We start from the raw sequence: 24120 nt of genomic DNA on the forward strand, positions 1-24120 counted from the left end.
TCATGCCAAGGAGCCCCACATGCGTGCGTTCATTCCCCTCCTGTTGGCGGTAAGCCTGCCGCTTTCCGCTGCGCCGCTGCACAGCCAGTTCCTCCCGCCCGACGACCTCTCCCTGCGCCAGGAGGCTCCGGCCAGCCAGCAACTGCTGCAGGTCACCGACTACAGCGTGGTGGTGGGCACCCAGCGCCAGTCCGACCAGCAACCGATTCCGATCACTTCGTCCTTGCAGATGCGCCTGAAGGGCAAGCCGTTGAGCAAGGGTTCTACCATCGCTCAGGTGTTGCTCAACTTCGATGGCGAAGGCGGCAAGAGCTTGAAAAAGCCGGCCTATGACGACAAGAGCCGGACCCTGACCCTCAACTACCCGATGGCCGACTACCGGGTGATCATGGACCTTCTGCGCAACGAAACCCTGTACGTGCAGTTCCTCACCTACGCCAATGGCCACATCTGGGCCGACCTGCACACCGGTACCGTACGTACGCGTTGAGGGCCGCAGGTTTCGGGGGGTAAACTGCCGGCCTTCGAAAATGTCCGTGATGGTCCAGTTGGAGTCGGCGATGCGTAAAGACAAGAAACAAGTGATTGGTGACGAGATCAGCGACGAGTACATCAAGACGTTCCTGCAGTTCGAGCCGGCCGATGGCCTGACCTCGCCGTCGCATCACAAGCTGATCAAGGGTTATCGTGGCCTGCGCATCGATGATTTCGAGCGTTATGTGGGCTTCTTCGTCGCGGCTGGTTATGACCTGGACGGCAAGGACGAGCACGGCAAGACCTTCGTCGAGGTGATCGCCGACCAGCGCAATGCGCCGGAGTACATCGAGATCATCGATAACGCCCGGGGCTGATAGAGGTCCAGGCACAAAAAAACGCCCCGAGGGGCGTTTTTTCGTTTTGGCCGGATCAGGCGTAATGCTTGGCCGGGCTGCTTTCCACCAGTTCCAGTGCCTCGTCGTTGTCGGCGCTGATCTTGTGGTATAGGGCGGCATCGCTGGCCAGGAGCTTCTCGCGGGCCGGGAAGATTTCCTTGAGCTTGGCGGCCCAGGCACCCTTGGCCTGCTCAGGGAAACAGCGTTCGATCAGCTCTAGCATGATCGACACGGTCACCGAGGCGCCTGGGGATGCGCCAAGCAGCGCCGCCAGGCTGCCGTCCTGGGCCGAGACCAGCTCGGTGCCGAACTGCAGGATGCCGCCTTTCTTCGGATCCTTCTTGATGATCTGCACGCGCTGGCCGGCCACTTCCAGACGCCAGTCCTCGGCCTTGGCCTCGGGATAGAAGCGGCGCAGCGATTCCAGGCGTTGTTCCATCGACTGCATCACTTCGCTCACCAGGTATTTGGTCAGGTCCATGTTGTCGCGGGCCACCGCCAGCATCGGGCCGATGTTGCCCATGCGCACCGACAGTGGCAGGTCCATGAGCGAACCGTGCTTGAGGAACTTGGTGGTGAAGCCGGCGTATGGGCCGAACAGCAGCGATTTCTTGCCATCGACCACGCGGGTGTCCAGGTGCGGAACCGACATCGGCGGGGCGCCTACTGCGGCCTGGCTGTAAACCTTGGCCTGGTGCTGCTTGACGATTTCCGGGTTGTCGCAGCGCAGCCACTGGCCGCTGACCGGGAAGCCACCGAAACCTTTGCTCTCCGGGATGCCGGACATCTGCAGCAACGGCAGGGCCGCGCCGCCGGCGCCGAGGAAGACGAAACGGGCGTCGACTTCGCGGCTGCCGCCGCTGTTGACGTCCTTGATGCTCACGGTCCAGCCGCTGCCGTTGCGACGCAGGCCGACGACCTTCTTGCTGTACTTGACCTGGGCGTCCGGGCTGTTGCCCAGTTGCTTGAGCAGCTTGTTGGTCAGGGCGCCGAAGTTGACGTCGGTACCCTTCATCACGCGGGTCGCGGCGATGCGTTGGTCCGCCGGGCGGCCCGGCATCATCAGCGGCATCCAATCGTTCATCACGGCCTTGTCTTCGGTGTATTCCATCTCCGAGAAGGCGTGGTGCTGCTTGAGCAGCTCGAAACGCTTCTTGAGGAAGTCGATACCCTTGTCACCCTCGACGTAGCTCAGGTGCGGAACCGGGTTGATGAAAGCACGTGGCGAGCCGAAGTTGCCTTTCCTGCTCAGGTACGCCCAGAACTGGCGCGAAACCTCGAACTGGGTGTTGATGTGCACGGCTTTCTTGATGTCGATGCTGCCATCGGCAGCCTGCGGGGTGTAATTCAGCTCGCACAGTCCGGCATGGCCGGTACCGGCGTTGTTCCAAGGGTTGGAACTTTCCGCGGCCCCGGAGTCCATCGCCTCGATGACCTCAAGCTTCAGGGTCGGGTCGAGCTCCTTGAGCAGTACGGCCAGGGTGGCACTCATGATGCCCGCGCCTACCAGTACCACATCAACCGATTCGTTCTGCGCCATTAACGCGTCTCCACAATCTACAGCACCTAATTGACAGCATAGGATCCCTGGGGTGGCCAGGATCGCCATGTCCGACTCTTCGCAGTTCTTGCAACTTCCGCGGACACCGCCAATCAGTCTTGGGTGTTCGGCTATTGAACGCCCTTTGCCACGGGTGCGGCAATTCGACTTATGGTCAAGTGCTCCGTCGTGCGTTATGGACCGGCCTCAGAGGCTCATCGGGGATGAGCGTTTTTGCCGTCTGTTCAGGGCTGTTCGGGACACATCTGCCGCTCTTGCACATGCCAGACTGTTCATTTGCTCGCCACACTCTCGTGAAGTTGTGAAAAACCGTTTTTTCACGCTCTTTTGGAGTCGTGAACCTCAAAAGTGGACTGCGCGATGGCAACCCGCAGGTTCATGCGAAGCAGAAGGCCGGAAACAGCAGGCACGACAGCCAATGCAAGACCTGAGTGGAAGGCTCTCTGTGGGCGAAGCGTCGAGGGTGCCGGGGTCAAGCGGCGAATGCGGGGCCCGATCAGGAGACGTCCTTATAATCGGGGGGAGATTATAACGATGTCGCGGGCGGAAAGGGCGTACTTGTTGGGTTTTTATTGCAGCGTTTGTCAGGCCGACAGGGTGCGTTGCTGCCAACGCTGCGTTGCATGGGCGCAAACCCGGGCGTTGGCTGGCAGCGGACGGCCGAGCCAGGCCAGTTGCGCCTCGTTCACCTGCACCCAGCCGCCGTTGCCCGGTGGCGTGGCACAGTGCTTGAAGCCGAGGCAGATGCCGTCGCTGTCGAGGCGGGCGTAGGTGGCGTGGCGCGGGCGGTGGAAGAGCAGGGTCCAGAGCGAGGCCATGGCGGTCAGTCCTGTGTGTGAGGGCTGGCGCCAGAGTAACCGGGGGGCATGAAACGATTGTGACACAGGGGCAGTTGCTGTTTGTGGCTTACCGCTGGGTATACTGTGGGCCTTTGCCGCTTTTTCTGGAGAAACGCGCATGTTGCAACGTCTGTTGGTCGGTTTGTTCGCGGTGGCCAGCCTGAGCCTGGCCGGTTGTGCCCACAGCCCGCAGCAACTCAGCCCGCAACCCAAGCTTACCCAGCAACTGGCCCCGGTCGGCCACGGCCAGCCGGTGGTGGTCAAGGTCGTCGACGGGCGCGCCTCGCAGTCGCTCGGCACTCGCGGTGGCATGTACCCCGAGACCAGCACCATCACCGTCAATGGCAACGATGTCTTGCCAAAGCTGCAGGCCCAGGCCGAGGCGGCGGTGCGCCTGCTCGGTTTCACCCCGACGCCCAACGCCTACAACGCGCCGCAGTTGACTGTGACCCTGGCCGAGCTCAAGTACCAGTCGCCCAAGGACAAAATGTACGTGACCGAGGCGACCATCGGCGCCACCTTCCGTGCCGACGTGTCCAACGCCAACCGTCGTTACAGCGGCCGCTACGGTGCTTCGCTGGACCAGCGCTTCGGCATGGCGCCGAACCAGGAAACCAACACCAAGCTGGTGAGCGATGTGCTCAGCGATGCCCTGACCCGTCTGTTCAAGGACCCGACCGTCGGCCAGGTGCTGGGCGAGTAAGGCTTCTGTAAAGAACAAAACCCGCCGCCCGGTCATCCAGGCGGCGGGTTTTTTTATTATCTTCGCGTACGTATTCGCGGCTCAGGCAGCCTGTACATTGAAGTCCAGCAGGCTGATCCCGGTATATGGGTCGACCTCAGGCAGGTCCTGATGGGCATGCCCGCCCAGCGCGCAATACACCAGCCACTGGCGGTCCTGGACATTGATGGCGAAACCGTCGATCAGCGCCTGCTGCTCGTCGCTCTGGGCGACAAGGTAGAGGCGGTCCTGGTTCTCGGCGTGCAGCATGACAAGCTCCGGTTCGGTAGAGGCCGACAGGGTGGCCTGCCCTCATGACGAGCGTGTGACAGATGAAATTAAATGACAGCTGGTCGTAAAGTGGCGGCACCGATCCCGGGCTTGAGTAGAATGCCGGGCTTTGCCGTACGTGATGCCGAGGTCGCGCAATGTCGTTGCAAATGCTCTGGGGCTTCCTGGCCGCCCATCCGGCCAAGCTGATCAACCTGCTGGCCCTGCTCATTACCTGCCCTGGCGGGCTGCTGCTGCACAGCGCCCGGCGTCGCGAGGCGCTGAGCCGGGAGCGTCTGGCGGTGGATGAAGGCGTGGTTGAAGGCCTCGAGCAGCGGGTGCCGCGCTATTACTACATCCTGGGCTTCTGCTGCCTGGCGATGGCCTTGCTGCTGTCCTGGTTCAGTACCTGGATCTGATTTGTCGGAGCGGGCACGCCCGCTTCGACAAAGCGTTTTGTCAGGCCGATGCCGGCTGACGCTTCACCTGATACTGGTTACGTACCGGCGTCGCATACTGCTGTACCAGGTACGGCTGATGCTCTACGGGGCATGCGTCCAGCCGACGCTGCCATTCTTCCTTCGCCTTGGCCAGTTCGTCGGCCGGGAAGATTTTTTCCGCGCTCGGCACCTCGAGCGTCGCGTCCTTCTGCGCCCACATCGCATAGGCCAGGTAGTGCACGGGGAACAGCCGGTAGCCGCCGAGGATCTGCCGGTCGATGGCCTGGGCCAGTTGCTTGGTGTCCTCGTGATAGTCGCTCACCGGTGGGGCGAAGTTGATGTGTACCCGACCTTTGTAGCCGGTGATGCCCTGGGCGATGCTGTTGTCGTCCTCGCCCGGCGCCTTGGTGTAGCTGCCGGTGGTGGCGCGGATATAAAGCTCGCGGGCCTTGGCCTGGTCGCAGGGGTCGTATTCGTAGCTGATCGACACCGGGATCAGGTTCAGGCCCTGGATCACCGCGCCGAACGGCTCGTCCTTGCGGCTCATGTGGAACATCTTGAGGATCGCCGAATCGGTACGGTCGTCACCGTCCTTGGCGCGGCCTTCGGCCTGGGCGATCCAGATCGACACGCAATCGTTGCGGATCGAGTGGTTGATGTAGGCCGAGAGCAACTGATAGGCGGCCAGCTTCTCGCGGCGGCCACTGATCGAGCGGTGCACGATGAAGCTCTTGTTCAGGCGCATCATGTCGCTGACGAATGGCTTTTGCAGCAGGTTATCGCCGATGGCGATGCGCGGCGTCGGCAGGCCGGCGTGGTACACCGCGTAGTTGACGAAGGCCGGGTCCATGACGATGTCGCGGTGGTTGGCCAGGAACAGGTAGGCGGTACCCGACTTGAGCTGTTCGACGCCGGTGTAGGTGACGCCATCGGTGGCGCGGTCGATGGTGCGGTCGACGTAGTACTCGACCTTGTCCTGCAGCGTGGACACGCAGCTTACGCCGGCGAATTCCTTGCGCAGGCGCCGGGCGATCAGCGGTTTGAGCAGCCAGCCGAAGGCGCCCGCGGCGCGCGGGAAGCGGAAGTGGGTGAGGATATCGAGGAATGCCGGGTCGCTGAGCAGGCGTGCCAGAACGGCAGGGACCTCAGCGTCGTCGTACGGTCGGATGGCATCGAATTCGCCCATCATGCTCTCTTGTTGGAAACGGCTAGGGTAATTAGGTAGGGGCGGGCTCCGAAAAACGGCTCGGACGCACACTGACCCTGTAAACAGACCGGCAATTATACGCACAAGTCACTCCGGAGGCCGCGATGCTGGAAACTGCGATCTACGATTGCCCTTATTGTGGCGAAGAAGTCGAAACCACGGTGGACCTGTCCGGCGGCGACCAGGAATACATCGAGGACTGCCAGGTGTGCTGCAAGCCTATCCGCTTCGTGCTGCAGGTGCATGGCGAGGAGTGGATGCTCGATGTCTATGGCGAGAACGATTGATGCAACGGATCTATGACCCGGAAAGCCTATTGGAGGCGCAGATGCTGGTGGGCATGCTGGCCAGCGAGGGCATCGACGTGCACTTGGTCGGGCGCGACCTGATGGGCGCCGTGGGCGAGTTGCCGATGCACGGTTTGCTGGGGCTGGCGGTACCGGACGAGCAGGCCGGGTACGCACGGCAGTTGATCGATGCGTACAATGCCGCCCAGCCGCTTGCCGGCGACGAACCGGAGAGTTATCCCGGAACCCTGATCTGCTAGGTTTTGATTTCGCCCATGTGTGGACGCTACGCCCTGTTTCGCTGGTCCCAGAGCTTCGCCGGCTTGCCGGGCTTCCCTGCGGGCCAGCAGGCTCAATGGAACATTTCGCCCGGTGCCACGGTGCTGATCCAGCGCCAGCTCGACGGCCAGCTGCAGCTGGCCGGTGCGCGCTGGGGACTGACTCCGGCCTGGCTCACCGACCTGTCCCGCACCCCGGCCCAGGCCCGTGCCGAGACCCTCGCCGAGCAGCCGATGTTTCGCGAGCCGTTGCGTCAGCGGCGCTGCCTGATGCCGGCCAACGGCTTCTACGAATGGCGCGGCACGGCGCGCAAGCGTCCGTACTGGGTAACGCCGGGGGAGGGGGCGTCGCTGTTCTTCGCCGCGCTGTGGGAGGTTTACCCGGTGCAGGAGCAGGCATGGCTGAGTTGCGCGGTGGTGACGCAAGCGGCGATGAACCAGCGCCGACCGCTGATTCTGGACGAGGCCGAGCAGGCGCTGTGGCTGGACCCCGAAACACCGATGGCGAGGCTGCACGAGTTGCTGGCCAAGCCGCCAACGGTGTTGCGTGAGCGGGCGCTGGCGAATTTCGTCAACGATCCGAAGCTCAATGGGCCGGAGTGCCTGACTCCGGCCTAGGTGGCGGCGCGCCCGGGGATCAAACCCTGAACTGATTGATCAACCGCCGCTGCTGCTCGGCCAGCTTGGTCAGCTCGGCGCTGGCCTGGCTCGACTCATCGGCGCCACCTGCCACTTCGCCGGCCACCTGGCCGATGTTGATCACATTGCGGTTGATGTCCTCGGCCACGGCGCTCTGTTCCTCGGCGGCGCTGGCGATCTGCGTGTTCATGTCGTTGATCACCGAAACCGCCTGGGTGATGCTGGCCAGCGACTCGGCCGCGCGGCTGGCCTGCTGCACGCTGATGTCGGTCTTGCCCTGGCTGTCTTCCATCACCTTGACCACTTCGCGGGTGCCCAGCTGCAGTTGCTGGATCATCTGCTGGATTTCCTGGGTGGCCTGCTGGGTCTTCTGCGCCAGGTTGCGCACCTCGTCGGCGACTACCGCGAAACCGCGGCCCTGCTCGCCGGCCCGGGCCGCCTCGATGGCGGCGTTGAGCGCCAGCAGGTTGGTCTGCTCGGCGATGGCGCGGATGGTCACCAGGATGGCGTTGATGTTCTCGCTGTCGCGGGCCAGGTCCTGGACCACGGTCACGGCGCGACCGATCTCGGTGGCCAGCTCGCTGATCGAGTGCGAGGTATCGCGGACGATGTCCAGGCCCTGGTTGGCGGCGCGGTCAGCTTCACTGGCGGCCTGTGCCGCCTGCGTGGCATTGCGCGCCACGTCCTGGGCAGTGGCGGTCATTTCGTGCACGGCGGTGGCCACCTGGTCGATCTCGGCCATCTGTTTGTGCACGCCCTGGCTGGTGCGGATGGCAATGTCGGCGGTGTGTTCCGACGAGTCGCTGACTTTCTGTACCGAACTGACCACCTGGCTGATCATCGCCTGCAACTTGGCCAGGAAAGTGTTGAAGCCCTTGGCGATGGCGCCCAGTTCGTCGGCCCGGTCGCTTTGCAGGCGCCGGGTCAGGTCGCCTTCGCCCTGGGCGATGTCGTCGAGCATGCTCACCATCTGCTTGAGCGGGCGGGCAATGCCCAGGGCCAGCAGCCAGATCACCAGCAGGCCGAGCGCGGCGATGCCCAGGCCGACCACGGTCATACCGGCGATATCGGTGCGGCGCTGTTCGGCCAGGTCCTGCTGCAGGCGGTTGACGTCGGCCATGACCGTGCTCAGCGGCAGCTCCAGCAGCAAAGTCCAGCGTGCGTCGGTGCCGGCGATCTTGAATGGCAGGTACAGCTCGATGCGGTCCTTGGTGGCGTCCACTTCATAGTGCAGCGCCTCGCCGCTCAGGTTATTGAGGGTGTTGGCTTCGTCGCTGTCCAGCACGTCGCCGGCCTTTTCACCGAACTTGGCCGGATCGCGGGTGTAGGCCACCAGGCGCCCGTTGCTGGAGACCAGCGCCAGTTCACCGGCACCTTCATAGAGCTGGCGGTCGGCGGCATTGAGCAGGTCCTGGATGAAGTTCACCGACAGGTCGGCGCCGGCCATGCCCTGGAACTGGCCGTCGATCATGATCGGCTCGACGAAAGAGGCGAGCATGACCATCTTGTCGCCCACTTTATAGGGCGCGGGATCGATCACGCAGGCCTTTTTCGACTCCTTGGGGCACAGGTAGTACTCGCTGGCGCGCACGCCGGTGGCGAGCACCGTGCGGTCGTCGACATCGGCCAGCTTGTCCTGGCCGAGGCTACCGTCGCCATTGCGGAACCACCAGGGCAGGAAGCGCCCGCTGGCGCTGTCGATACCCACCAGGTGGCTGCCGACGTAGCGGCCATCGGCATGGTCGAGGGCGTTCGGCTCCCAGCCCAGGTAGGCGCCCAGCACGCTCGGGTTGACCTCCACGGTGCGCTTGAGCTGGTTGATCAGGTGTTCGCGATCGACGCGCATCAGTGGCTGGCCGTCGGCGCCCTGCATGCCGAGCATGGCATTGCCGGTGGCCAGGCCGCGGGCGATCGCCAGGGGCGCTTCCAGGCCGCGCTGGATCTCGCTGACCTGGGTGCGGGCCAGGGCCGAGAGGCGTTGTTCGATGACCGTCTCGAACTGCTGCTGCGTGCGCTGTTGTACCAGCGTCTGGGTCCGCTGCCCCGAATACACGGCGTACAGCACCAGGGCCGCGACAATGCTCAGCACGATGGCACCGGCCAGGGCGGCCACGGAAAACTGGATCGACTTGAACTTCATGGCAAAGCTCCGCGCGCAAGGAGGTCGTTACCGAGTGTTATCGGCGGGCTAATACCAAAGCATGAGGGGATTGTCAGAAATCTTACCTGTGGCTCTGGCAGGCGCGGACGTCTGGGCCTAGGATACGCGGCACGTAAATAGGGAGTGTTTTCATGCGTAAGTCATTCGTTGTCAGCATGCTGACGGCCAGCGTCCTGCTCGGCGGTTGCCAGGCGGTCAATACCACCAGTGGCGGTGCCGTGGGCGTCCAGCGCCAGCAGTACATGTTCAGCATGCTCTCGACCGATGAGGTCAACCAGATGTACGCCCAGTCCTACCAGCAGACCCTCGGCGAGGCGTCGAGCAAGGGCGTGCTGGACAAAACAAGCAATGATGCCAAGCGCGTGCAGGCCATTGCCAAGCGTCTGATTGCCCAGGCACCACAGTTTCGGCCGGATGCCGCGCAGTGGAATTGGGAAGTCAACGTGATCAAGAGCGACGAGCTCAACGCCAACTGCGGCCCGGGCGGCAAGATCATCGTCTACACCGGCCTGATCGACCAGCTCAAGCTGACAGACGCCGAGATTGCCGCGGTGGTGGGCCACGAGATTGCCCACGCCTTGCGCGAGCACAGCCGTGAAGCGATGTCCAAGGCCTATGGCGTGGAAATGGCCCGCCAGGGCGCCGGCGCGATCTTCGGCCTGGGCCAGGACAGCATGGCCATGGCCGATACCGTGGTGAACTACGCCATGACCCTGCCCAACAGCCGGGCCAACGAGAACGAAGCCGACCTGATCGGCCTCGAACTGTCTGCCCGCGCCGGCTACGACCCGAACGCCGCCATCACCTTGTGGAACAAGATGAGCAAGGCGTCCGAGGGGGCGCCGCCGGAGTTCATGAGCACCCACCCGGCGTCGAGCAGCCGGATCGCTTCGCTGCAGGCGGCGATTCCGAAGGTGATGCCGTTGTATCAAGCGGCCAAGCAGTAAGCCGCCGGGGTTGCATGCAAAACGTGGGAGCGGCGCACCGCCGCTCCCACGAGGGATAAAGTCCCCTGCGCGATCAGCCAATCCAGCCACTGGTCTTCATCGCCGAATACACCGCGACGATGGCCAGCACGATGAACGCGGTCGCCGCCAGGCGACGGATCAGCGTCAGCGGCAGTTTCTCCGCCGCGAAGTTACCCGCCAGGACCACCGGGACGTTGGCAATCAGCATGCCCAGGGTGGTGCCGATGATGACCATGATCAGGTGCGGATACTGGGCGGCCAGCATCACCGTGGCCACCTGGGTCTTGTCGCCGATCTCGGCGAGGAAGAAGGCGATCAGCGTGGTGACGAACGGCCCGAAGCGGCGCGCGTTGCTGGTTTCGTCATCGTCCATCTTGTCCGGTACCAGTGTCCACAGCGCGGTGGCGGTGAAGCTCGCGGCAAGAATCCAGTGCAGCACCGACTCGGTGAAAAAACTGCTGACCCAGGCGCCCACGGCGCCGGCGGCGGCATGGTTGGCCAGGGTCGCGGCGATGATCCCGGCGATGATCGGCCAGGGCTTGCGAAAGCGTGCGGCGAGGATGAGCGCGAGCAATTGCGTCTTGTCGCCGATTTCGGCGAGGGCAACGATGGCGGTGGGGACGAGCAACGATTCCAGCATCAGGATTCCTACGGGGGCGGGTCGACACGGCTATGACACGTACAGCCTCCCCGCCCCGGGTAAGGTGTGCGTGTCATAGGTCTTGTCAAACCCTGGATCTGTCTGCGCAGATCGTGGGTCGCACGCGCCATGGCCTGTGGGCCAAGTGTGTTGACGCGTACCGGGCGAGCAGGGTGCTCGCGGGAGACTACTCCCCTAGGACGGAGCGGATTCTGCCTAGGCGAAACGCTTTCGGCAAGCCCTGTTTTTATCCACGCGTCGCCCGGTAGATGCGAAAGCCTTGTGCCTCGGCTCGGATTTCACAATTGCCCAGGGCGCCTTCGATGAGTGGTTGATAGCGCAGGAAACTGTTGGCTACCAGCCGCATTTCTCCGCCTTTTCGCAGATGTTCGCCTGATTTTTTCAGCAGGTTTTCCGATGCCTGGTAGTCGGTGTGCACACCGGTGTGGAACGGCGGATTGCTCAGGATCAGGTCCAGATCCGACGGCGCGGCATCGATGCCGTCGCCGCTGATCACCTCGCCTTCCAGGCCATTGGCCGCCAGGGTCAGGCGGCTGGCCGCGACCGCGAAGGCATCGACATCGAGCAAGGTGACCCGGCTCTGCGGATAACGGCGCTTGATCGTGGCGCCGAGCACGCCGGCGCCGCAGCCGAAGTCCAGGACATGGCCGTTGGGCAGGCCGTCGAGGTGGTCCAGCAGCAGCGCGGTGCCCTTGTCCAGGCGCCCATGGCTGAACACCCCGGGCAGGCTGATGACTTGCAGCGGACCATCGGCCAGCGGCAGTTCGAAGCGTTCGGCCAGGCTTTCCAGTGGCGTGGCCCCAGGGGGGTTATCCACGGTTACCTGCCACAGCTGGCAGTGCCTGGCGCTGTCGAGCTTGCGCGGTTTGCCGAACACCTGCAGTTGCTTGGCCGCGCCTTCGATGCCGCCGCGCTTTTCCCCCACCAGGTACAGCTGGCGACCACCCAGGCGCGAGGCCAGGGCGTTGAGCAGGTAGGCGGCCAGCTCGCGGGACTTGGGTAGGAACAGCACGGCGGAGTCGAAGGCCACCTCGGGCACTTCGACACCATAGTGGCTACGCCCGGCGAAGCGGCTCTCGAGCAGCGCCTGGTCGCCGGCATGCCAGGTCCAGCCATGGGCGCCGGGCAGTTGGCCGAGCAGGCCGTCGGCCTGGGCCCCGGCGATCAGCAGCGGGCCTTGGAACAGCTCTGCCTGGCGGAGCAACACTTCACTGCGCGGGTCCATGGACGACGCCTCCTGAAAAAAGTGGCGCAGTGTAGCAGAGGCGTCGGCGGATCAGCCGACCACTCGCCGCGGTTGGCCGGCGAAGTAGGCCTGGGCGTTCTCGGCCAACTGGCTGACGATGCGCTGGCGCGATTCCACCGCGCCCCAGGCGCTGTGCGGGGTGATGATCAGGCGCGGGATGTCCGCCGCCAGCAGCGGGTTGCCCTCGGCCGGCGGCTCGACGCTCAGCACATCGGTGGCGGCGCCGCCCAAGTGGCCGATACGCAGGGCATCGGCCAGGGCCTGTTCGTCGATCAGCCCGCCGCGGGCGGTGTTGACCACCAGTGCCCCCGGCTTGAGCAGGGCCAGTTCGTTGGCGCCGATCATGTGCCGGGTCTGCTCGTTGAGCGGGCAGTGCAGGGTCAGGGCATCGACCTGTGGCAGCAGTTCGTCCAGCGGCAGGCGATCGGCGCGGGCGGGCCGGCCGGGAATCTGCCCGCTCAGCACGCGCATGCCGAACGCCTCGGCCAGGTGCGCCACCGCGCCGCCCAGCTCGCCATGCCCGAGCAGGCCGAGGGTCTTGCCCTCCAGCTCGACGATGGGGAAGTCCAGCAGGCAGAACTGGCTGGCCTTGGCCCACTGCCCGGCCTTGACCGCCTGGTTGTAGTCGCACAGGCGCGTGGCCAGGGCCAGCAGCAGGGCCAGGGTGTGCTGGGCCACCGACGGCGTGCCGTAGCCCTGGCAGTTGCACACGGTGATGCCCTGGGCTCGGGCGGCGGCCAGATCGACATTGTTGGTGCCGGTGGCGGCCACCAGGATCAGCTTGAGGTCAGGGGCGGCGGCCAGTGTGGCGGCATCGAGCATCACCTTGTTGCTGATCACCGCCGTGGTGCCTTGCAGGCGTTCGGCGACCTGATCGGCAGTGGTGGTGGCGCACAGTTGCAGTTCATCGAACTGCGCCTGCAGCGGTGAAAGGTCGAGGTCACCCAGGTCCAGTGACTGGTGATCGAGAAACACGGCGCGACGTGGGCTGGGCATCGGGGGCTCCGGTGGTAGGGCGGCGGGCATCAACGCAGTGTCTGGTCCGCCGGCGCCATTCGTCAACGGTGCTGTCCGCACTCATACCTCGCGGGCGCAAATCATTCCTTCGGCTGATTTGACCGGTGCGTCACCGAACTACAGTGGATTACTGAACCGTTCTGCCCGTATTGAAGAAAAGGGATACCCATGTTGCAGACTCGCATCATCAAGCCCGCCGAGGGCGCCTACGAATACCCGTTGCTGATCAAGCGCCTGCTGATGTCCGGCAGCCGCTACGAGAAGACCCGCGAGATCGTCTACCGCGACCAGGTCCGCCTTACCTACCCGCAGCTCAACGAGCGCATCGCCCGCCTGGCCAACGTGTTGACCGCGGCCGGTGTGAAGGCCGGTGACACCGTGGCGGTGATGGACTGGGACAGTCACCGTTACCTGGAGTGCATGTTCGCCATCCCGATGATTGGCGCGGTGGTGCACACCATCAACGTGCGCCTGTCGCCCGAGCAGATTCTCTACACCATGAACCACGCCGAAGACCGTTTCGTGCTGGTCAACAGCGATTTCATCGGCCTCTACCAGGCCATTGCCGGGCAACTGACCACGGTCGACAAGACCCTGCTGCTGACCGATGGCCCGGACAAGACCGCCGACCTGCCGAACCTGGTGGGCGAGTACGAGCTCCTGCTGGCCGCGGCCAGCCCGCAGTACGACTTCCCTGACTTCGACGAGAATTCGGTAGCCACCACCTTCTACACCACCGGCACCACCGGCAATCCCAAGGGGGTGTACTTCACCCATCGCCAGCTGGTGCTGCACACCCTGGCCGAAACCTCGGTTCTGGGCAGCCTGGACAGCGTCAGGCTGCTGAGCAGCAACGACGTCTACATGCCGATCACGCCGATGTTCCACGTGCACGCCTGGGGCATCCCCTACGCGGCGACCATGATGGGCATCAAGCAGGTCTACCCGGGGCGCTACGAGCCGGACATGCTGATCAGGCTGTGGCGCGAGGAAAAGGTCACCTTCTCCCACTGCGTGCCGACCATCCTGCAGATGCTGCTCAACTGCCCGTCGGCGGCCGGCCAGGATTTTGGCGGCTGGAAGATCATCATCGGCGGCAGTGCGCTCAACCGGGCCCTGTACCAGGCGGCGCTGGCTCGCGGCATCCAGCTCACCGCCGCCTATGGCATGTCCGAGACTTGCCCGCTGATCAGCGCCGCGCACCTGAACGACGAGTTGCAGGCCGGCAGCGAGGATGAGCGCACCAGTTACCGGATCAAGGCTGGCGTACCGGTGCCTTTGGTCGAAGCCGCCATCGTCGATGGCAGTGGCAACTTCCTGCCCGCCGATGGCGAAACCCAGGGCGAGCTGGTGCTGCGCGCGCCCTGGCTGACCATGGGCTACTTCCGCGAGCCGGAGAAGGGCGAGGAGCTCTGGCAGGGTGGCTGGCTGCATACCGGCGATGTCGCCACCCTGGACGGCATGGGCTTTATCGACATCCGCGACCGCATCAAGGATGTGATCAAGACCGGTGGCGAATGGATCTCTTCGCTCGACCTTGAGGATCTGGTCAGCCGGCACCCGTCGGTGCGTGAGGTGGCGGTAGTCGGGGTCCCCGACCCTCAGTGGGGCGAGCGCCCGTTCGCGCTGCTGGTGGTGCGTGAGGGGCAGAGCATCGATGCCCGTGCGCTCAAGGAACACCTCAAGCCTTTCGTCGAACAAGGGCACATCAACAAGTGGGCGATTCCCAGCCAGATCGCCCTTGTTACTGAAATTCCCAAGACCAGTGTTGGCAAGCTCGACAAGAAGCGTATCCGCGTGGATATCAGCCAGTGGCAGGCCAGTAACAGCGCGTTCCTTTCCACCTTGTAACCCAGGCGCGGGGCGCGCGTTTTCCAGCGCGACCCCGCAGGCTAGACAGCATGTCGCCTTGTCAATCGCTAGAATTGAGCCATGCTTGAGCACTGCCAGCGCGCAGGCCGGCCGATCGGGGTGGGCCGCAAGCAGGACGCGCAAATCACACTTTAGAGGGATCAAGCACCTGTGACCGCTGGCTATAGTCGGGTCAGGGGATTTTCAGGAATGGGGGAGGGCACCACGCGCCAATGCGCGGTGCCACGGGCAGGAGCCTGCTTCACCAGGCGCTCGAGCCGTTTCTGAAAGGACTCACTGCCATAACAAAAAAGTACATGGAGTAGCGTCGATGACATCTGCAAACCTGTTCTGGCGCCGGGCGAAACTGCCCCTGGCCGTCAGCCTCGCTTCTACGCTCGCAAGTCCTGCTTTCGCGGTCAGCTTCAACATCGGTGAAATCGAAGGCCAGTTCGACTCGTCGCTCTCCGTTGGCGCCAGCTGGTCGACTGCCAACCCCAACAAGAACCTCATCGGGGTCAACAACGGCGGCAACGGCCTGTCCCAGACCTCTGACGATGGTCACCTGAACTTCAAGAAGGGCGAGACCTTCTCGAAGATCTTCAAGGGCATCCACGACCTGGAACTCAAGTACGGCGACACTGGCGTGTTCGTTCGCGGCAAGTACTGGTACGACTTCGAGCTCAAGGATGAAAACCGCGAGTTCAAGGACATCAGTGACTCCAACCGCAAGGAAGGCGCCAAGTCCTCGGGCGCTGAACTGCTCGACGCCTTCGTCTATCACAACTACTCCATTGCCGATCTGCCGGGCTCGGTGCGCCTGGGCAAGCAGGTCGTGAGCTGGGGTGAGAGCACCTTCATCGGCGGCGGTATCAACTCGATCAACCCGATTGATGTATCCGCGTTCCGACGTCCGGGTTCCGAGATCAAGGAAGGCCTGATCCCGGTCAACATGTTCTATGTCTCCCAGAGTCTGACCGACAACCTGTCGGCCGAGGCCTTCTACCAGATCGAATGGGATCAGACGGTCGTCGACAACTGCGGCACCTTCTTCTCCCAGCCCGACATCATCGCCGACGGTTGCACCGACAACCTGCGTGTGCTGAACAGCAGCCGTACCCTCAATGCCTTGCCAGCAGCAGCGCGGGGAGTGTTGGCCGCCAATGGTGTCAACTACAACGAGGAGGGCGTGCTGGTTCGCCGTGGCGCCGACCGTGACGCTCGTGACAGTGGTCAATGGGGCGTCGCGTTCCGCTACATGTACGAGCCGCTGGACACCGAGTTCGGCGCGTACTTCATGAACTACCACAGCCGCGCACCTATCTTCAGTGCCACCGGTGCCTCGCGTGCGACCTTTGCCCGCGCAGCTGCGCTGCCAGCGGCATTGCGGTCACTCGCGCCGCTGATCGTGGCGGGTAACTCGCAATACTTCGTCGAGTATCCGGAAGACATCCGTCTCTACGGGCTCAGCTTCTCCACCACCTTGCCCACCGGCACCGCCTGGAGCGGCGAGATCAGCTACCGCCCCAACGCGCCTGTGCAATTGAACAGTACTGACATCCTGTTTGCTGGTGTAAAACCACTGGGGGGGCCGTTGTTCGGCAATGCTTCGGTACTGAACGGCCAGCCAGGAGAAGACCTTCACGGTTACAAACGCAAGGAAATCACCCAGTTTCAGACCACCTTCACCCACTTCTTCGACCAGGTCATGGGTGCCAGCCGCATGACCCTTGTCGGTGAAGTCGGTGTCACCCACGTCGGTGGCCTGGAGAGCCGTGACAAGGCCCGTTATGGTCGCGACCCGGTCTACGGCCCGGGTGACCTGCCTGGCAATGCCTGCCGTCTGCTCAACACGAGCACCATCGGTGGCTCCGGGTTGGGCAGTTCGTCTGCCAACCTGACGCGCAATTGCGAGGGTGACGGTTTCACTACCAGCACCTCGTGGGGCTATCGTGCGCGCGCCATCTGGGATTACAACGACGTCTTCGCAGGGGTCAACCTCAAGCCCAGCGTGGCCTGGTCCCACGACGTTTCGGGTTACTCCCCTGGCCCAGGCGGCAACTTCGAGGAAGGCCGCAAGGCGGTCAGCCTTGGCCTGGACGCCGAGTACCAGAACACCTACACGGCGAGCCTGTCGTACACCAACTTCTTCGATGGCAAGTACACCACCGTGGATGACCGCGACTTTGTCGCCCTCAGCTTCGGCGTGAACTTCTAAGAAACCTGATCCAGGACGACACACAATGAAAATGACCACACGTCTGCTGCAAGCCGGTGTACTGGGCATGTCCCTGCTGGCAACCAGCGTCATGGCTGCGGTTTCCGCCACCGAAGCGGCCAAGCTGGGCTCCACACTGACACCGATGGGCGCGGAGAAGGCTGGTAACGCCGATGGCTCGATCGGCCCGTGGGAGCCGCTGTCCAAGAGCGCCGGCAGCGTCGATGCGAAGGGCTTCCTGTCCGACCCCTACGGCAGCGAGAAACCCCTGTTCACCATCACTGCGCAGAACGCCGACCAATACAAGGACAAGCTCTCGCCTGGCCAGCTGGCGATGCTCAAGCGCTATCCGGACACCTACAAGATCCCGGTGTACAAGACCCACCGCGGCTCCACGGTACCGGACGATGTGTTCGCCGCGATCAAGGAAAACGCCACCAAGACCACCCTGGTCGCCGGCGGCAACGGCCTGGAGAACTTCCGCACCGCCGTGCCGTTCCCGATCCCCAAGGATGGCCTGGAGGTGATCTGGAACCACATCACCCGCTACCGTGGTGGCAGCGTGACCCGCCTGGTCACCCAGGCCACCCCGCAGCAGAACGGCTCGTACAGCCTGGTGTATTTCCAGGACCAGTTCGTGTTCCGCGACAAGATGAAGGACTACGATCCGGCCAACCCGGGCAACATTCTGTTCTACTTCAAGCAGGAAGTGACCGCCCCGGCGCGGCTGGCCGGGACCGTACTGCTGGTCCACGAGACGCTCGACCAGGTCAAGGAGCCGCGCAAGGCTTGGATTTACAACGCCGGCCAGCGCCGTGTGCGCCAGGCGCCGCAAGTGTCGTACGACGGCCCGGGTACTGCCGCCGACGGCCTGCGCACCTCCGACAACCTGGACATGTACAACGGCGCGCCGGACCGTTACGACTGGAAGCTCGAAGGCAAGAAGGAGATGTACATCGCCTCCAACGCCTACAAGCTGGACGATCCGAAGCTCAAGTACAGCGACATCATCAAGGCCGGGCACATCAACCAGGACTTGTCGCGTTACGAGCTGCGCCGCGTCTGGCACGTGGTTGCCACCCTCAAGCCGGGTCAGCGCCACATCTATGCCAAGCGTGACTTCTACATCGACGAGGACACCTGGCAGGCTGCGGTGATCGACCAGTACGACGGTCGCAACCAGTTGTGGCGCGTTTCCGAGGCCCACGCCCAGCCGTACTACAACGTGCAGGTACCCTGGTACACCCTGGAGGCCATCTACGACCTGCAGTCGGGCCGCTACCTGGCCCTGGGTATGAAGAACGAAGAGAAGAGCGCCTACAACTTCGGCTTCAGCGCCAGCAAGGCCGATTTCCAACCGGCAGCCCTGCGTCAGGCGGGTGTGCGTTGAGCTGACAGTCGTCGCAACTCCGTTTGATCTCCCAGAACGCCCCGGCTAGCCGGGGCGTTTCTGTTTGTGCGGGCGTGAAGTCGAGCGGCCTGTCGCTGCTGTTTCTTTTTGTCGTAGTCTTTTTAGGGCAAAGCGCCTGCATCATCTTCAAATGCGCAGCGTTTGCCGCTAGTCTCGCAACAAGCCCTTACGCCGCCCTATTCCAATCAGAACGAGCCGGCCATGACAGACCTGTCCCGTACCCACGGAGTCGCCAGCCAGGCCTTGGGCCTGCTGGATGGGCGTTTCTTCCGGCCGCCGCTGCCGGAAGCGCACGTCCCCAGAGCACGCCTGTGCCAGCGCCTGCAAAGTGGCCTGGGGGGGCGTCTGTTACTGGTGAACGCACCGGCGGGGTTTGGCAAGAGTTCGTTGGCCATTGAGTTCTGCCAGGCGCTGCCCAGCCACTGGCGCAGCCTCTGGCTTGGCTTGAGCCAGCGCGATGCTGATCCGGGGCGTTTTCTCGAACGCTTGCTCGAAGGCTTGCAGCAGTTCTGCCCGGCACTTGGCGGCCAGGCCCTGGGGCTTTTGAAGATGCGCCAACGGCATCAACCCTTCGCCTTCGAAGAGTGGCTCGACGGCCTGCTTGATGAACTCGCGCTCTACCTGCAACCGGACACGCCCTTGCTGCTGGTACTGGATGACTATCACCTGGCCCAGGGGCCGGTGCTCGATCGTTGCCTGCAATTCTTCCTCAACCATCTGCCGGCCGGGTTGGCCCTGCTGGTCACCAGTCGTCAACGGCCCGACTGGCACCTGGCGCGCCTGCGCCTATCGCGCCAACTGGTCGAACTCAACGAGCAGGACCTGCGCCTGACCCCCGATGAAGCGCTGGCCGTGATCGGCCGCCAACCCACCGGTTTGCGCGGCCAAGCCCTGGACAACCTGATCCAGCGCAGCGACGGTTGGGTGGCAGGGCTGCGTTTCTGGCAACTGGCGGCCAGCGAGTCCGGCGAGGACCACGCCTTGCCCCAGGCGCTGCATGGCGGCGAAGGGCTTATCCGCGACTACCTGCTGGAGGAAGTCATCGACATCCTGCCGGCCCCCGTGCAGGCGTTTCTCTACGAGACTGCCTGCCAGGAGCGTTTCTGCGCCGAATTATGTGACGCCCTGCGCGAGCGCCATGACAGCGGCGAGATCCTGAGCTATCTGCAGGCCCACCAGGTGTTCCTGGTGCCGCTCGACGAGCATGGGTTGTGGTTCCGCTATCACCACCTGTTCTCCGACCTGCTGCGTAGCCGGCAGGCCTGTGAGCCACTGGCGGGGCTGCACCTGCGTGCCTGCCGTTGGTTCGAACGGCAGGGCCTGCTGGACGAAGCGGTGGAGCAGGCCCTGCGCGCGGGCCACCTGGACGTGGCGGCGGGCCTGGTACAGAGCCTGTCCGAGGAGCAACTGCTGGCGGAGCAGAATGTCGGCATGCTGCTGCGCTGGAAGATGGACCTGCCCGACAGCTTGTTGATCAGCACGCCCAGGCTGATCGTCCTGTATAGCTGGGCCCTGGGTTTGGCCTGCCAACTGGACGCCGCCGAGGAGCTGGCGGCCTACCTGAGCCGCTTCCTGCCCGCACCGTCGGCCACGGCACAGAAGTCGATGCTCGCCCAGTGGCTGGCCCTTAGCGGGGTCATCGCCCGTGGCCGCGGCGATCGCGAGCGGACACTCGCCTACTGTGGCGAGGCGCTGCAGAGCTTGCCGAACAAGCGCTACGGTCAGCGGCTGGTGTGTCTGTCGACCCTGTCGAACCTGGCCATCGCCGATGGCGATTTCTGGCGAGCGCGGGGCTGGAACCGCGAAGCACTCGAATTGGCGCAACGGGTCGGCAACCCGCTGTTTGAGGCCCTGGCCCATTACGATCGGGCGCGAGTACTGCACGCCCGGGGTGAGGTGCTGCGAGCCCTGGACGAAGTGCGCCAAGGATTGCAGCGGTTGCAGGGCCTTTCGGGGCAGCGCCTGTATGCCGTGCGCGCACGCCTGACCTTGTACGAGGGCTACTTGCTGGCGGCCCGCCTGCATTGCGCCCAGGGCCGTGCGCGCTTGCGCGCCGGGCTCAGCGAGGCGCGCAGCTGCCGCGACATCAGCGTCCTGATCGGGCATTGCGTGATCGCCTCGTTGGACGGTCGCGAAGGGCGTTTTGCCGAAGCGTTCTCGGAACTGGCCGAGGCGGAGCGGCTGATGCATATCTGGGATGTGCCGCCGATCTTCTACCTAGCCATGATTACCCTGGTGAAGTGCGAGCTTTGGTTGGCCCAGGGCCGAACGGACCTGGCCGAGTCCTGGCTGCTGCGCTTGGGGCAGACCTATGGTGGCGAGCAACCTGCGGCCGCACCGGAGTTCCACCCGTTGTTGCCACTGCACATCGAGTTGCAGCAGGCCTTGCTGGAACGGGTGCTGGCCCGCCCCGGTGACGCCGAAGCGCGGTTGCGCACGCTGGTCGAGCGGGGCCAGGCCAGCGGTGGCATGACGCTGGTGGTCAGCGCTCAGTGCCAATTGATCGCCCTGCTGCTGGCCGAGGGGCGTGACGCCGAAGCGGCCAGGTTGCTCGCATCTGCCCTGGAAGCGGCCCAGGGCGGTGCCCTGCAGGCCTTCCAACGCTTGATCGAAGAGCAGCCACACTGGCTGCGCGAGCAGTTGACGGGGCGTGCGGCCTGCCCGGCGCAGAGCGATCTGCTGGCCCATCTGCCGCAGGCGCTGGCTACCGGCGGGGGGGCCACCGAGGCTCTGAGCAGCCGTGAGTTCGCCGTGCTGGAACTGATCGCCCAAGGCTGTTCAAACCAGCAGATCAGCGAGCGCCTGTTCATCTCCCTGCACACGGTCAAGACCCACGCCAGCCATATCAACAGCAAGCTCGGTGTCGAGCGCCGCACCCAGGCGGTGGCCAGGGCCAAGACCCTTGGCTTGCTGGTCTAGTGGCTTAAGGCGAGGTCGGCCGTTAAGATAGCGGCTTTAGGCCATCATTCGGCGTTACCTTTCCGGGCTCATCTTTCCCGAACCGCTGCCGATACAGACCTCGGCGGTATGCATCGCCACGCGCCACTTCCCCACTTTTTCAATACAGGTCGTGTTGATGCTGCAGTATGGGCAAAAAAGCTTTCTGATCGTCGACGACTTCACCGACTTCCGAACCTCGACCCGTTCGATGCTTCGCGAGCTGGGCGTGCGGGACGTCGACACCGCCGACAGTGGCGAACAGGCGCTGCGCATGTGCGGGCAGAAGCGTTACGACTTCATCCTCCAGGATTTCCACCTGGGTGACGGTAAGAAGAACGGCCAGCAAGTGCTCGAGGACCTGATCCTCGACAAGCTGATCAGCCATGAATGCGTGTTCATCATGGTCACCGCCGAAAGCAGCCAGTCCATCGTGCTCAGTGCCATCGAGCACGAGCCCGACGCTTACCTGACCAAGCCCTTCAACCGGGTCGGCCTGGCCCAGCGCCTGGAGAAGCTGACCCAGCGCAAGACGCTGCTCAAGCCGATTCTCCAGGCCCTCGACCGCAGCCGTCCGGCCGAAGTGCTCGCCGCCTGTGCCGAGTTGTGCAAGAAAGACCCGCGCTTCGCCCCGCTGTGCCTGCGCTACCGCGCTGACGCACTGCGCGATCTCAATCGCTTCGAGGAGCTGGAGAAGTTTCTCAAGAACATCCTTGCCAGTCGTCCGCAGCCCTGGGTTTACGCGGCGCTCGGCAGCCTGCTGCACAAGCGCGGGCAGAACGCCCAGGCCCAGGGTGTCTACGAGCAGGCCCTCAAGGCCTTCCCGATCATGCCCAACCTGTACGATGGCATGGCCGAGGTGCTGGTGGCCCAGGGTGAGACCCGGCGTGCCCAGCACATGCTCGAGGAGGCGGTGCGCCTGTCGCCGCTCGCCGTGCGCCGCCAGGCCGCGCTGGGCAAGTTGGCACTGGACAACGCCGACTTCGAAAGCGCCTCCAAGGCTTATCGCCATGCGGTGAACCAAGGGCAGAGTTCGCGCTACAAGGACGCCGAGAGCAACCTGGGGTTGGTCCAGGCGTTGATGAACAAGAACAGTGGCAACGGTCTCGACGCCCGTACCCGGGTCGAGATCAACACCGTGCTCAGCGAGGTGGCCAAGGAGAATGTCGAGGACCAGGGCCTGCAGGTGCGTGCGCGGTTAATGAAGGCCGCCAGCCTGCAGCAGGCTGGCGATCCAGAAACCGCCGCCAAGCTCACTGAGCAGGCCATGCAGCGTCTGGAGAAGATGGACCAGTTCTTCTCCGTGGAGGCGGCGCTGACGGTGGCCAGGCAGCTGCAGCAACTTGGCCAGGACGCGGCGGGTACCTCGATCCTCAAGGGGTGTGTGGAAACCTACGGCGACGACCCCAAGGTCATGCAGAGCGTCGCCAAGCTCACCGACGATCCGCTGGTGCTGGGGGCGGTGACCGAAGCCGTGGACCTCAACCGCCAGGGTGTGCGCAGCTACCAGGGCGGTCAGCTCAACGAGGCGCTGGGCATGTTCCGCAAGGCGTTGTCGCTGCAGCCGAAGAACATCAGCATCGCCCTGAACACCGCCCAGGCCCTGCTGCGTATCGGCGGCGAGACGCCAACGCCGGCACTGATGCAGGAGTGCCGCGACTGTCTCACCAGCGTGGCCGGCATTCCCGCCAGCGACAGTCGCTATGACCGCTACCGCAAACTGCACATCCGGGTCTTCGGCGCATGAACCAGGACAACCAGGGGCTGGACTTCTCCACGGTGATCGCCTCCACCGTGCACGACCTGAAAAACTCCCTCTCGGCGCTCACCCATGCCCACAGCCAATGGCTGGCGCGCCTGCCCGAAGCGCTGCGCGGCGGCACCGAGCAGGGTGTGGTGGAGCATGAGCTAAGCCACCTGAACGGTATGCTCGTGCAGTTGCTGGGGCTGTACAAGCTGGGCGTCAACCAGCTGCCCATCTGCCCGGACTACCACGAGCTGGACGACTTTCTCGAGGCCCAGCTGGCGGCCCAGGAAGAGGTGATCAAACACCGCGACATCCTTGCCACCTGGCGCATCGAGACCGAGAGCCCGCTGGGCTTCTTCGACCGCGAACTGGTCGCCTCGGTGGTGGCCAATGTGCTCACCAACGCCATCCGCTATGCCGGCCATGCCCTGCTGATCAGCATCGAGGAAGAGGGCGAGCAACTGGTGATCAGCGTCAACGACGACGGCGCCGGTTATCCACAGCGCATGCTCGAACGCCAGCACGACTATGTGCAGGGCATCGACTCGCAGAGCGGCAGCACCGGGCTGGGGCTGTACTTCGCCGCGCGAATTGCCGCGCTGCACGAGCGCAACGGGGTATGCGGGCGGATCGAGATTGCCAATGGCGGGACACTGGGGGGCGGGTTGTTCCGGTTGTACCTGCCTTGAGATCTGCCGCGTTCGTGAGCTCTTTCAGAGGCTTTGATCACGAGTTGGCATACCGCAGGCCTGGCGATAGTCTTGTCGGACATCCGTGATTTCTCCAGGC

Annotated in this window: 22 protein-coding genes and 1 riboswitch; of the genes, 14 read left to right on the plus strand and 8 right to left on the minus strand. The window is 64.0% G+C overall.

Going from position 1 to position 24120, the window contains the following annotated elements; genetic code table 11:
- Positions 1-19: 19 nt before the first annotated feature.
- The gene (locus AC25MA_RS14565; RefSeq protein WP_062364634.1) at positions 20-490 is read left to right on the plus strand and encodes a hypothetical protein; all 471 of its coding nucleotides are present in this window, start codon (positions 20-22) and stop codon (positions 488-490) included.
- A 70-nt stretch (positions 491-560) separates the two neighbouring features.
- Positions 561-851: a PA4642 family protein gene (locus AC25MA_RS14570; protein WP_028689512.1), complete on the plus strand. Its 291-nt coding sequence runs from the start codon at positions 561-563 to the stop codon at positions 849-851.
- 55 nt (positions 852-906) lie between these two features.
- On the opposite strand, the gene mqo is transcribed toward AC25MA_RS14570, so the two are convergent.
- The gene (gene mqo, locus AC25MA_RS14575; protein WP_028689513.1) at positions 907-2412 is read right to left on the minus strand and encodes a malate dehydrogenase (quinone); all 1506 of its coding nucleotides are present in this window, start codon (positions 2410-2412) and stop codon (positions 907-909) included.
- A gap of 605 nt (positions 2413-3017) precedes the next feature.
- The gene (locus tag AC25MA_RS14580; RefSeq protein ID WP_028689514.1) at positions 3018-3251 is read right to left on the minus strand and encodes a hypothetical protein; all 234 of its coding nucleotides are present in this window, start codon (positions 3249-3251) and stop codon (positions 3018-3020) included.
- 139 nt (positions 3252-3390) lie between these two features.
- On the opposite strand from AC25MA_RS14580, the gene AC25MA_RS14585 reads away from it, so the two are divergent.
- Positions 3391-3975, plus strand: coding sequence for a YajG family lipoprotein (locus AC25MA_RS14585; protein WP_182322463.1), 585 nt, complete (start codon positions 3391-3393; stop codon positions 3973-3975).
- A gap of 81 nt (positions 3976-4056) precedes the next feature.
- Here AC25MA_RS14585 and AC25MA_RS14590 read toward each other — a convergent pair whose 3' ends face one another.
- Entirely contained in the window at positions 4057-4263 is a 207-nt protein-coding gene (locus AC25MA_RS14590) for a hypothetical protein (RefSeq protein WP_028689515.1), read from the minus strand.
- 158 nt (positions 4264-4421) lie between these two features.
- On the opposite strand from AC25MA_RS14590, the gene AC25MA_RS14595 reads away from it, so the two are divergent.
- Entirely contained in the window at positions 4422-4682 is a 261-nt protein-coding gene (locus AC25MA_RS14595) for a hypothetical protein (protein WP_028689516.1), read from the plus strand.
- Positions 4683-4722: 40 nt separating this feature from the next.
- Here the strand turns inward: AC25MA_RS14595 and AC25MA_RS14600 are convergent, their stop codons facing one another.
- A complete protein-coding gene (locus AC25MA_RS14600; RefSeq protein WP_028689517.1) occupies positions 4723-5889 on the minus strand; it encodes a 1-acyl-sn-glycerol-3-phosphate acyltransferase in 1167 nt (388 codons plus the stop codon).
- Between the two features lie 125 nt (positions 5890-6014).
- On the opposite strand from AC25MA_RS14600, the gene AC25MA_RS14605 reads away from it, so the two are divergent.
- From AC25MA_RS14605 to AC25MA_RS14615, 3 genes are read left to right on the plus strand one after another with little or no spacing between them, the layout of a single operon-like run.
- Positions 6015-6197, plus strand: coding sequence for a CPXCG motif-containing cysteine-rich protein (locus tag AC25MA_RS14605; protein WP_010225771.1), 183 nt, complete (start codon positions 6015-6017; stop codon positions 6195-6197).
- Positions 6197-6457 carry a putative signal transducing protein gene (locus AC25MA_RS14610; RefSeq protein ID WP_028689518.1) on the plus strand — a complete coding sequence of 87 codons (261 nt, stop codon included), beginning with the start codon at positions 6197-6199 and terminating at the stop codon, positions 6455-6457. Before AC25MA_RS14605 ends, AC25MA_RS14610 begins: the two co-directional genes overlap by 1 nt.
- A 15-nt stretch (positions 6458-6472) precedes the next feature.
- Complete coding sequence (locus tag AC25MA_RS14615) at positions 6473-7093, plus strand: SOS response-associated peptidase (RefSeq protein WP_062364630.1); 621 nt, start codon at positions 6473-6475, stop codon at positions 7091-7093.
- Positions 7094-7112: 19 nt separating this feature from the next.
- Here AC25MA_RS14615 and AC25MA_RS14620 read toward each other — a convergent pair whose 3' ends face one another.
- On the minus strand, positions 7113-9254 hold the full coding sequence (locus tag AC25MA_RS14620) for a methyl-accepting chemotaxis protein (RefSeq protein ID WP_486972140.1): 2142 nt from the start codon (positions 9252-9254) through the stop codon (positions 7113-7115).
- Between the two features lie 152 nt (positions 9255-9406).
- On the opposite strand from AC25MA_RS14620, the gene AC25MA_RS14625 reads away from it, so the two are divergent.
- Complete coding sequence (locus AC25MA_RS14625) at positions 9407-10222, plus strand: M48 family metallopeptidase (RefSeq protein WP_028689521.1); 816 nt, start codon at positions 9407-9409, stop codon at positions 10220-10222.
- A gap of 73 nt (positions 10223-10295) precedes the next feature.
- Here AC25MA_RS14625 and AC25MA_RS14630 read toward each other — a convergent pair whose 3' ends face one another.
- The 3 genes from AC25MA_RS14630 to AC25MA_RS14640 form a co-directional block, all read right to left on the minus strand.
- On the minus strand, positions 10296-10880 hold the full coding sequence (locus AC25MA_RS14630; RefSeq protein ID WP_182322530.1) for a TMEM165/GDT1 family protein: 585 nt from the start codon (positions 10878-10880) through the stop codon (positions 10296-10298).
- Between the two features lie 90 nt (positions 10881-10970).
- Positions 10971-11092: riboswitch (yybP-ykoY riboswitch) on the minus strand.
- Positions 11093-11130: 38 nt separating this feature from the next.
- A complete protein-coding gene (locus tag AC25MA_RS14635; protein ID WP_028689701.1) occupies positions 11131-12129 on the minus strand; it encodes a methyltransferase in 999 nt (332 codons plus the stop codon).
- 51 nt (positions 12130-12180) lie between these two features.
- Positions 12181-13146 (minus strand): 2-hydroxyacid dehydrogenase, encoded by a 966-nt coding sequence (locus AC25MA_RS14640; RefSeq protein WP_486972141.1) that lies wholly within the window; start codon positions 13144-13146, stop codon positions 12181-12183.
- 189 nt (positions 13147-13335) lie between these two features.
- Between AC25MA_RS14640 and AC25MA_RS14645 the strand changes: the two genes are divergently transcribed.
- The 6 genes from AC25MA_RS14645 to AC25MA_RS14670 all read left to right on the plus strand — a co-directional run bounded on the left by AC25MA_RS14645 (position 13336) and on the right by AC25MA_RS14670 (position 24020).
- Positions 13336-15018, plus strand: a complete 1683-nt coding sequence (locus AC25MA_RS14645) for a fatty acid--CoA ligase (protein ID WP_062364623.1) — start codon at positions 13336-13338, stop codon at positions 15016-15018.
- A gap of 331 nt (positions 15019-15349) precedes the next feature.
- On the plus strand, positions 15350-17236 hold the full coding sequence (locus tag AC25MA_RS14650; protein ID WP_062364621.1) for a DUF1302 domain-containing protein: 1887 nt from the start codon (positions 15350-15352) through the stop codon (positions 17234-17236).
- Between the two features lie 25 nt (positions 17237-17261).
- Positions 17262-18626, plus strand: coding sequence for a DUF1329 domain-containing protein (locus AC25MA_RS14655; protein ID WP_028689525.1), 1365 nt, complete (start codon positions 17262-17264; stop codon positions 18624-18626).
- A gap of 222 nt (positions 18627-18848) precedes the next feature.
- Complete coding sequence (locus AC25MA_RS14660; protein ID WP_486972142.1) at positions 18849-21566, plus strand: winged helix-turn-helix domain-containing protein; 2718 nt, start codon at positions 18849-18851, stop codon at positions 21564-21566.
- A gap of 157 nt (positions 21567-21723) precedes the next feature.
- Positions 21724-23331, plus strand: coding sequence for a response regulator (locus tag AC25MA_RS14665; protein WP_182322469.1), 1608 nt, complete (start codon positions 21724-21726; stop codon positions 23329-23331).
- Entirely contained in the window at positions 23328-24020 is a 693-nt protein-coding gene (locus tag AC25MA_RS14670) for a sensor histidine kinase (protein ID WP_486972143.1), read from the plus strand. Before AC25MA_RS14665 ends, AC25MA_RS14670 begins: the two co-directional genes overlap by 4 nt.
- The last annotated feature ends 100 nt before the right edge of the window (positions 24021-24120 follow it).

The organism is Pseudomonas sp. P65(2024) (assembly GCF_057480955.1).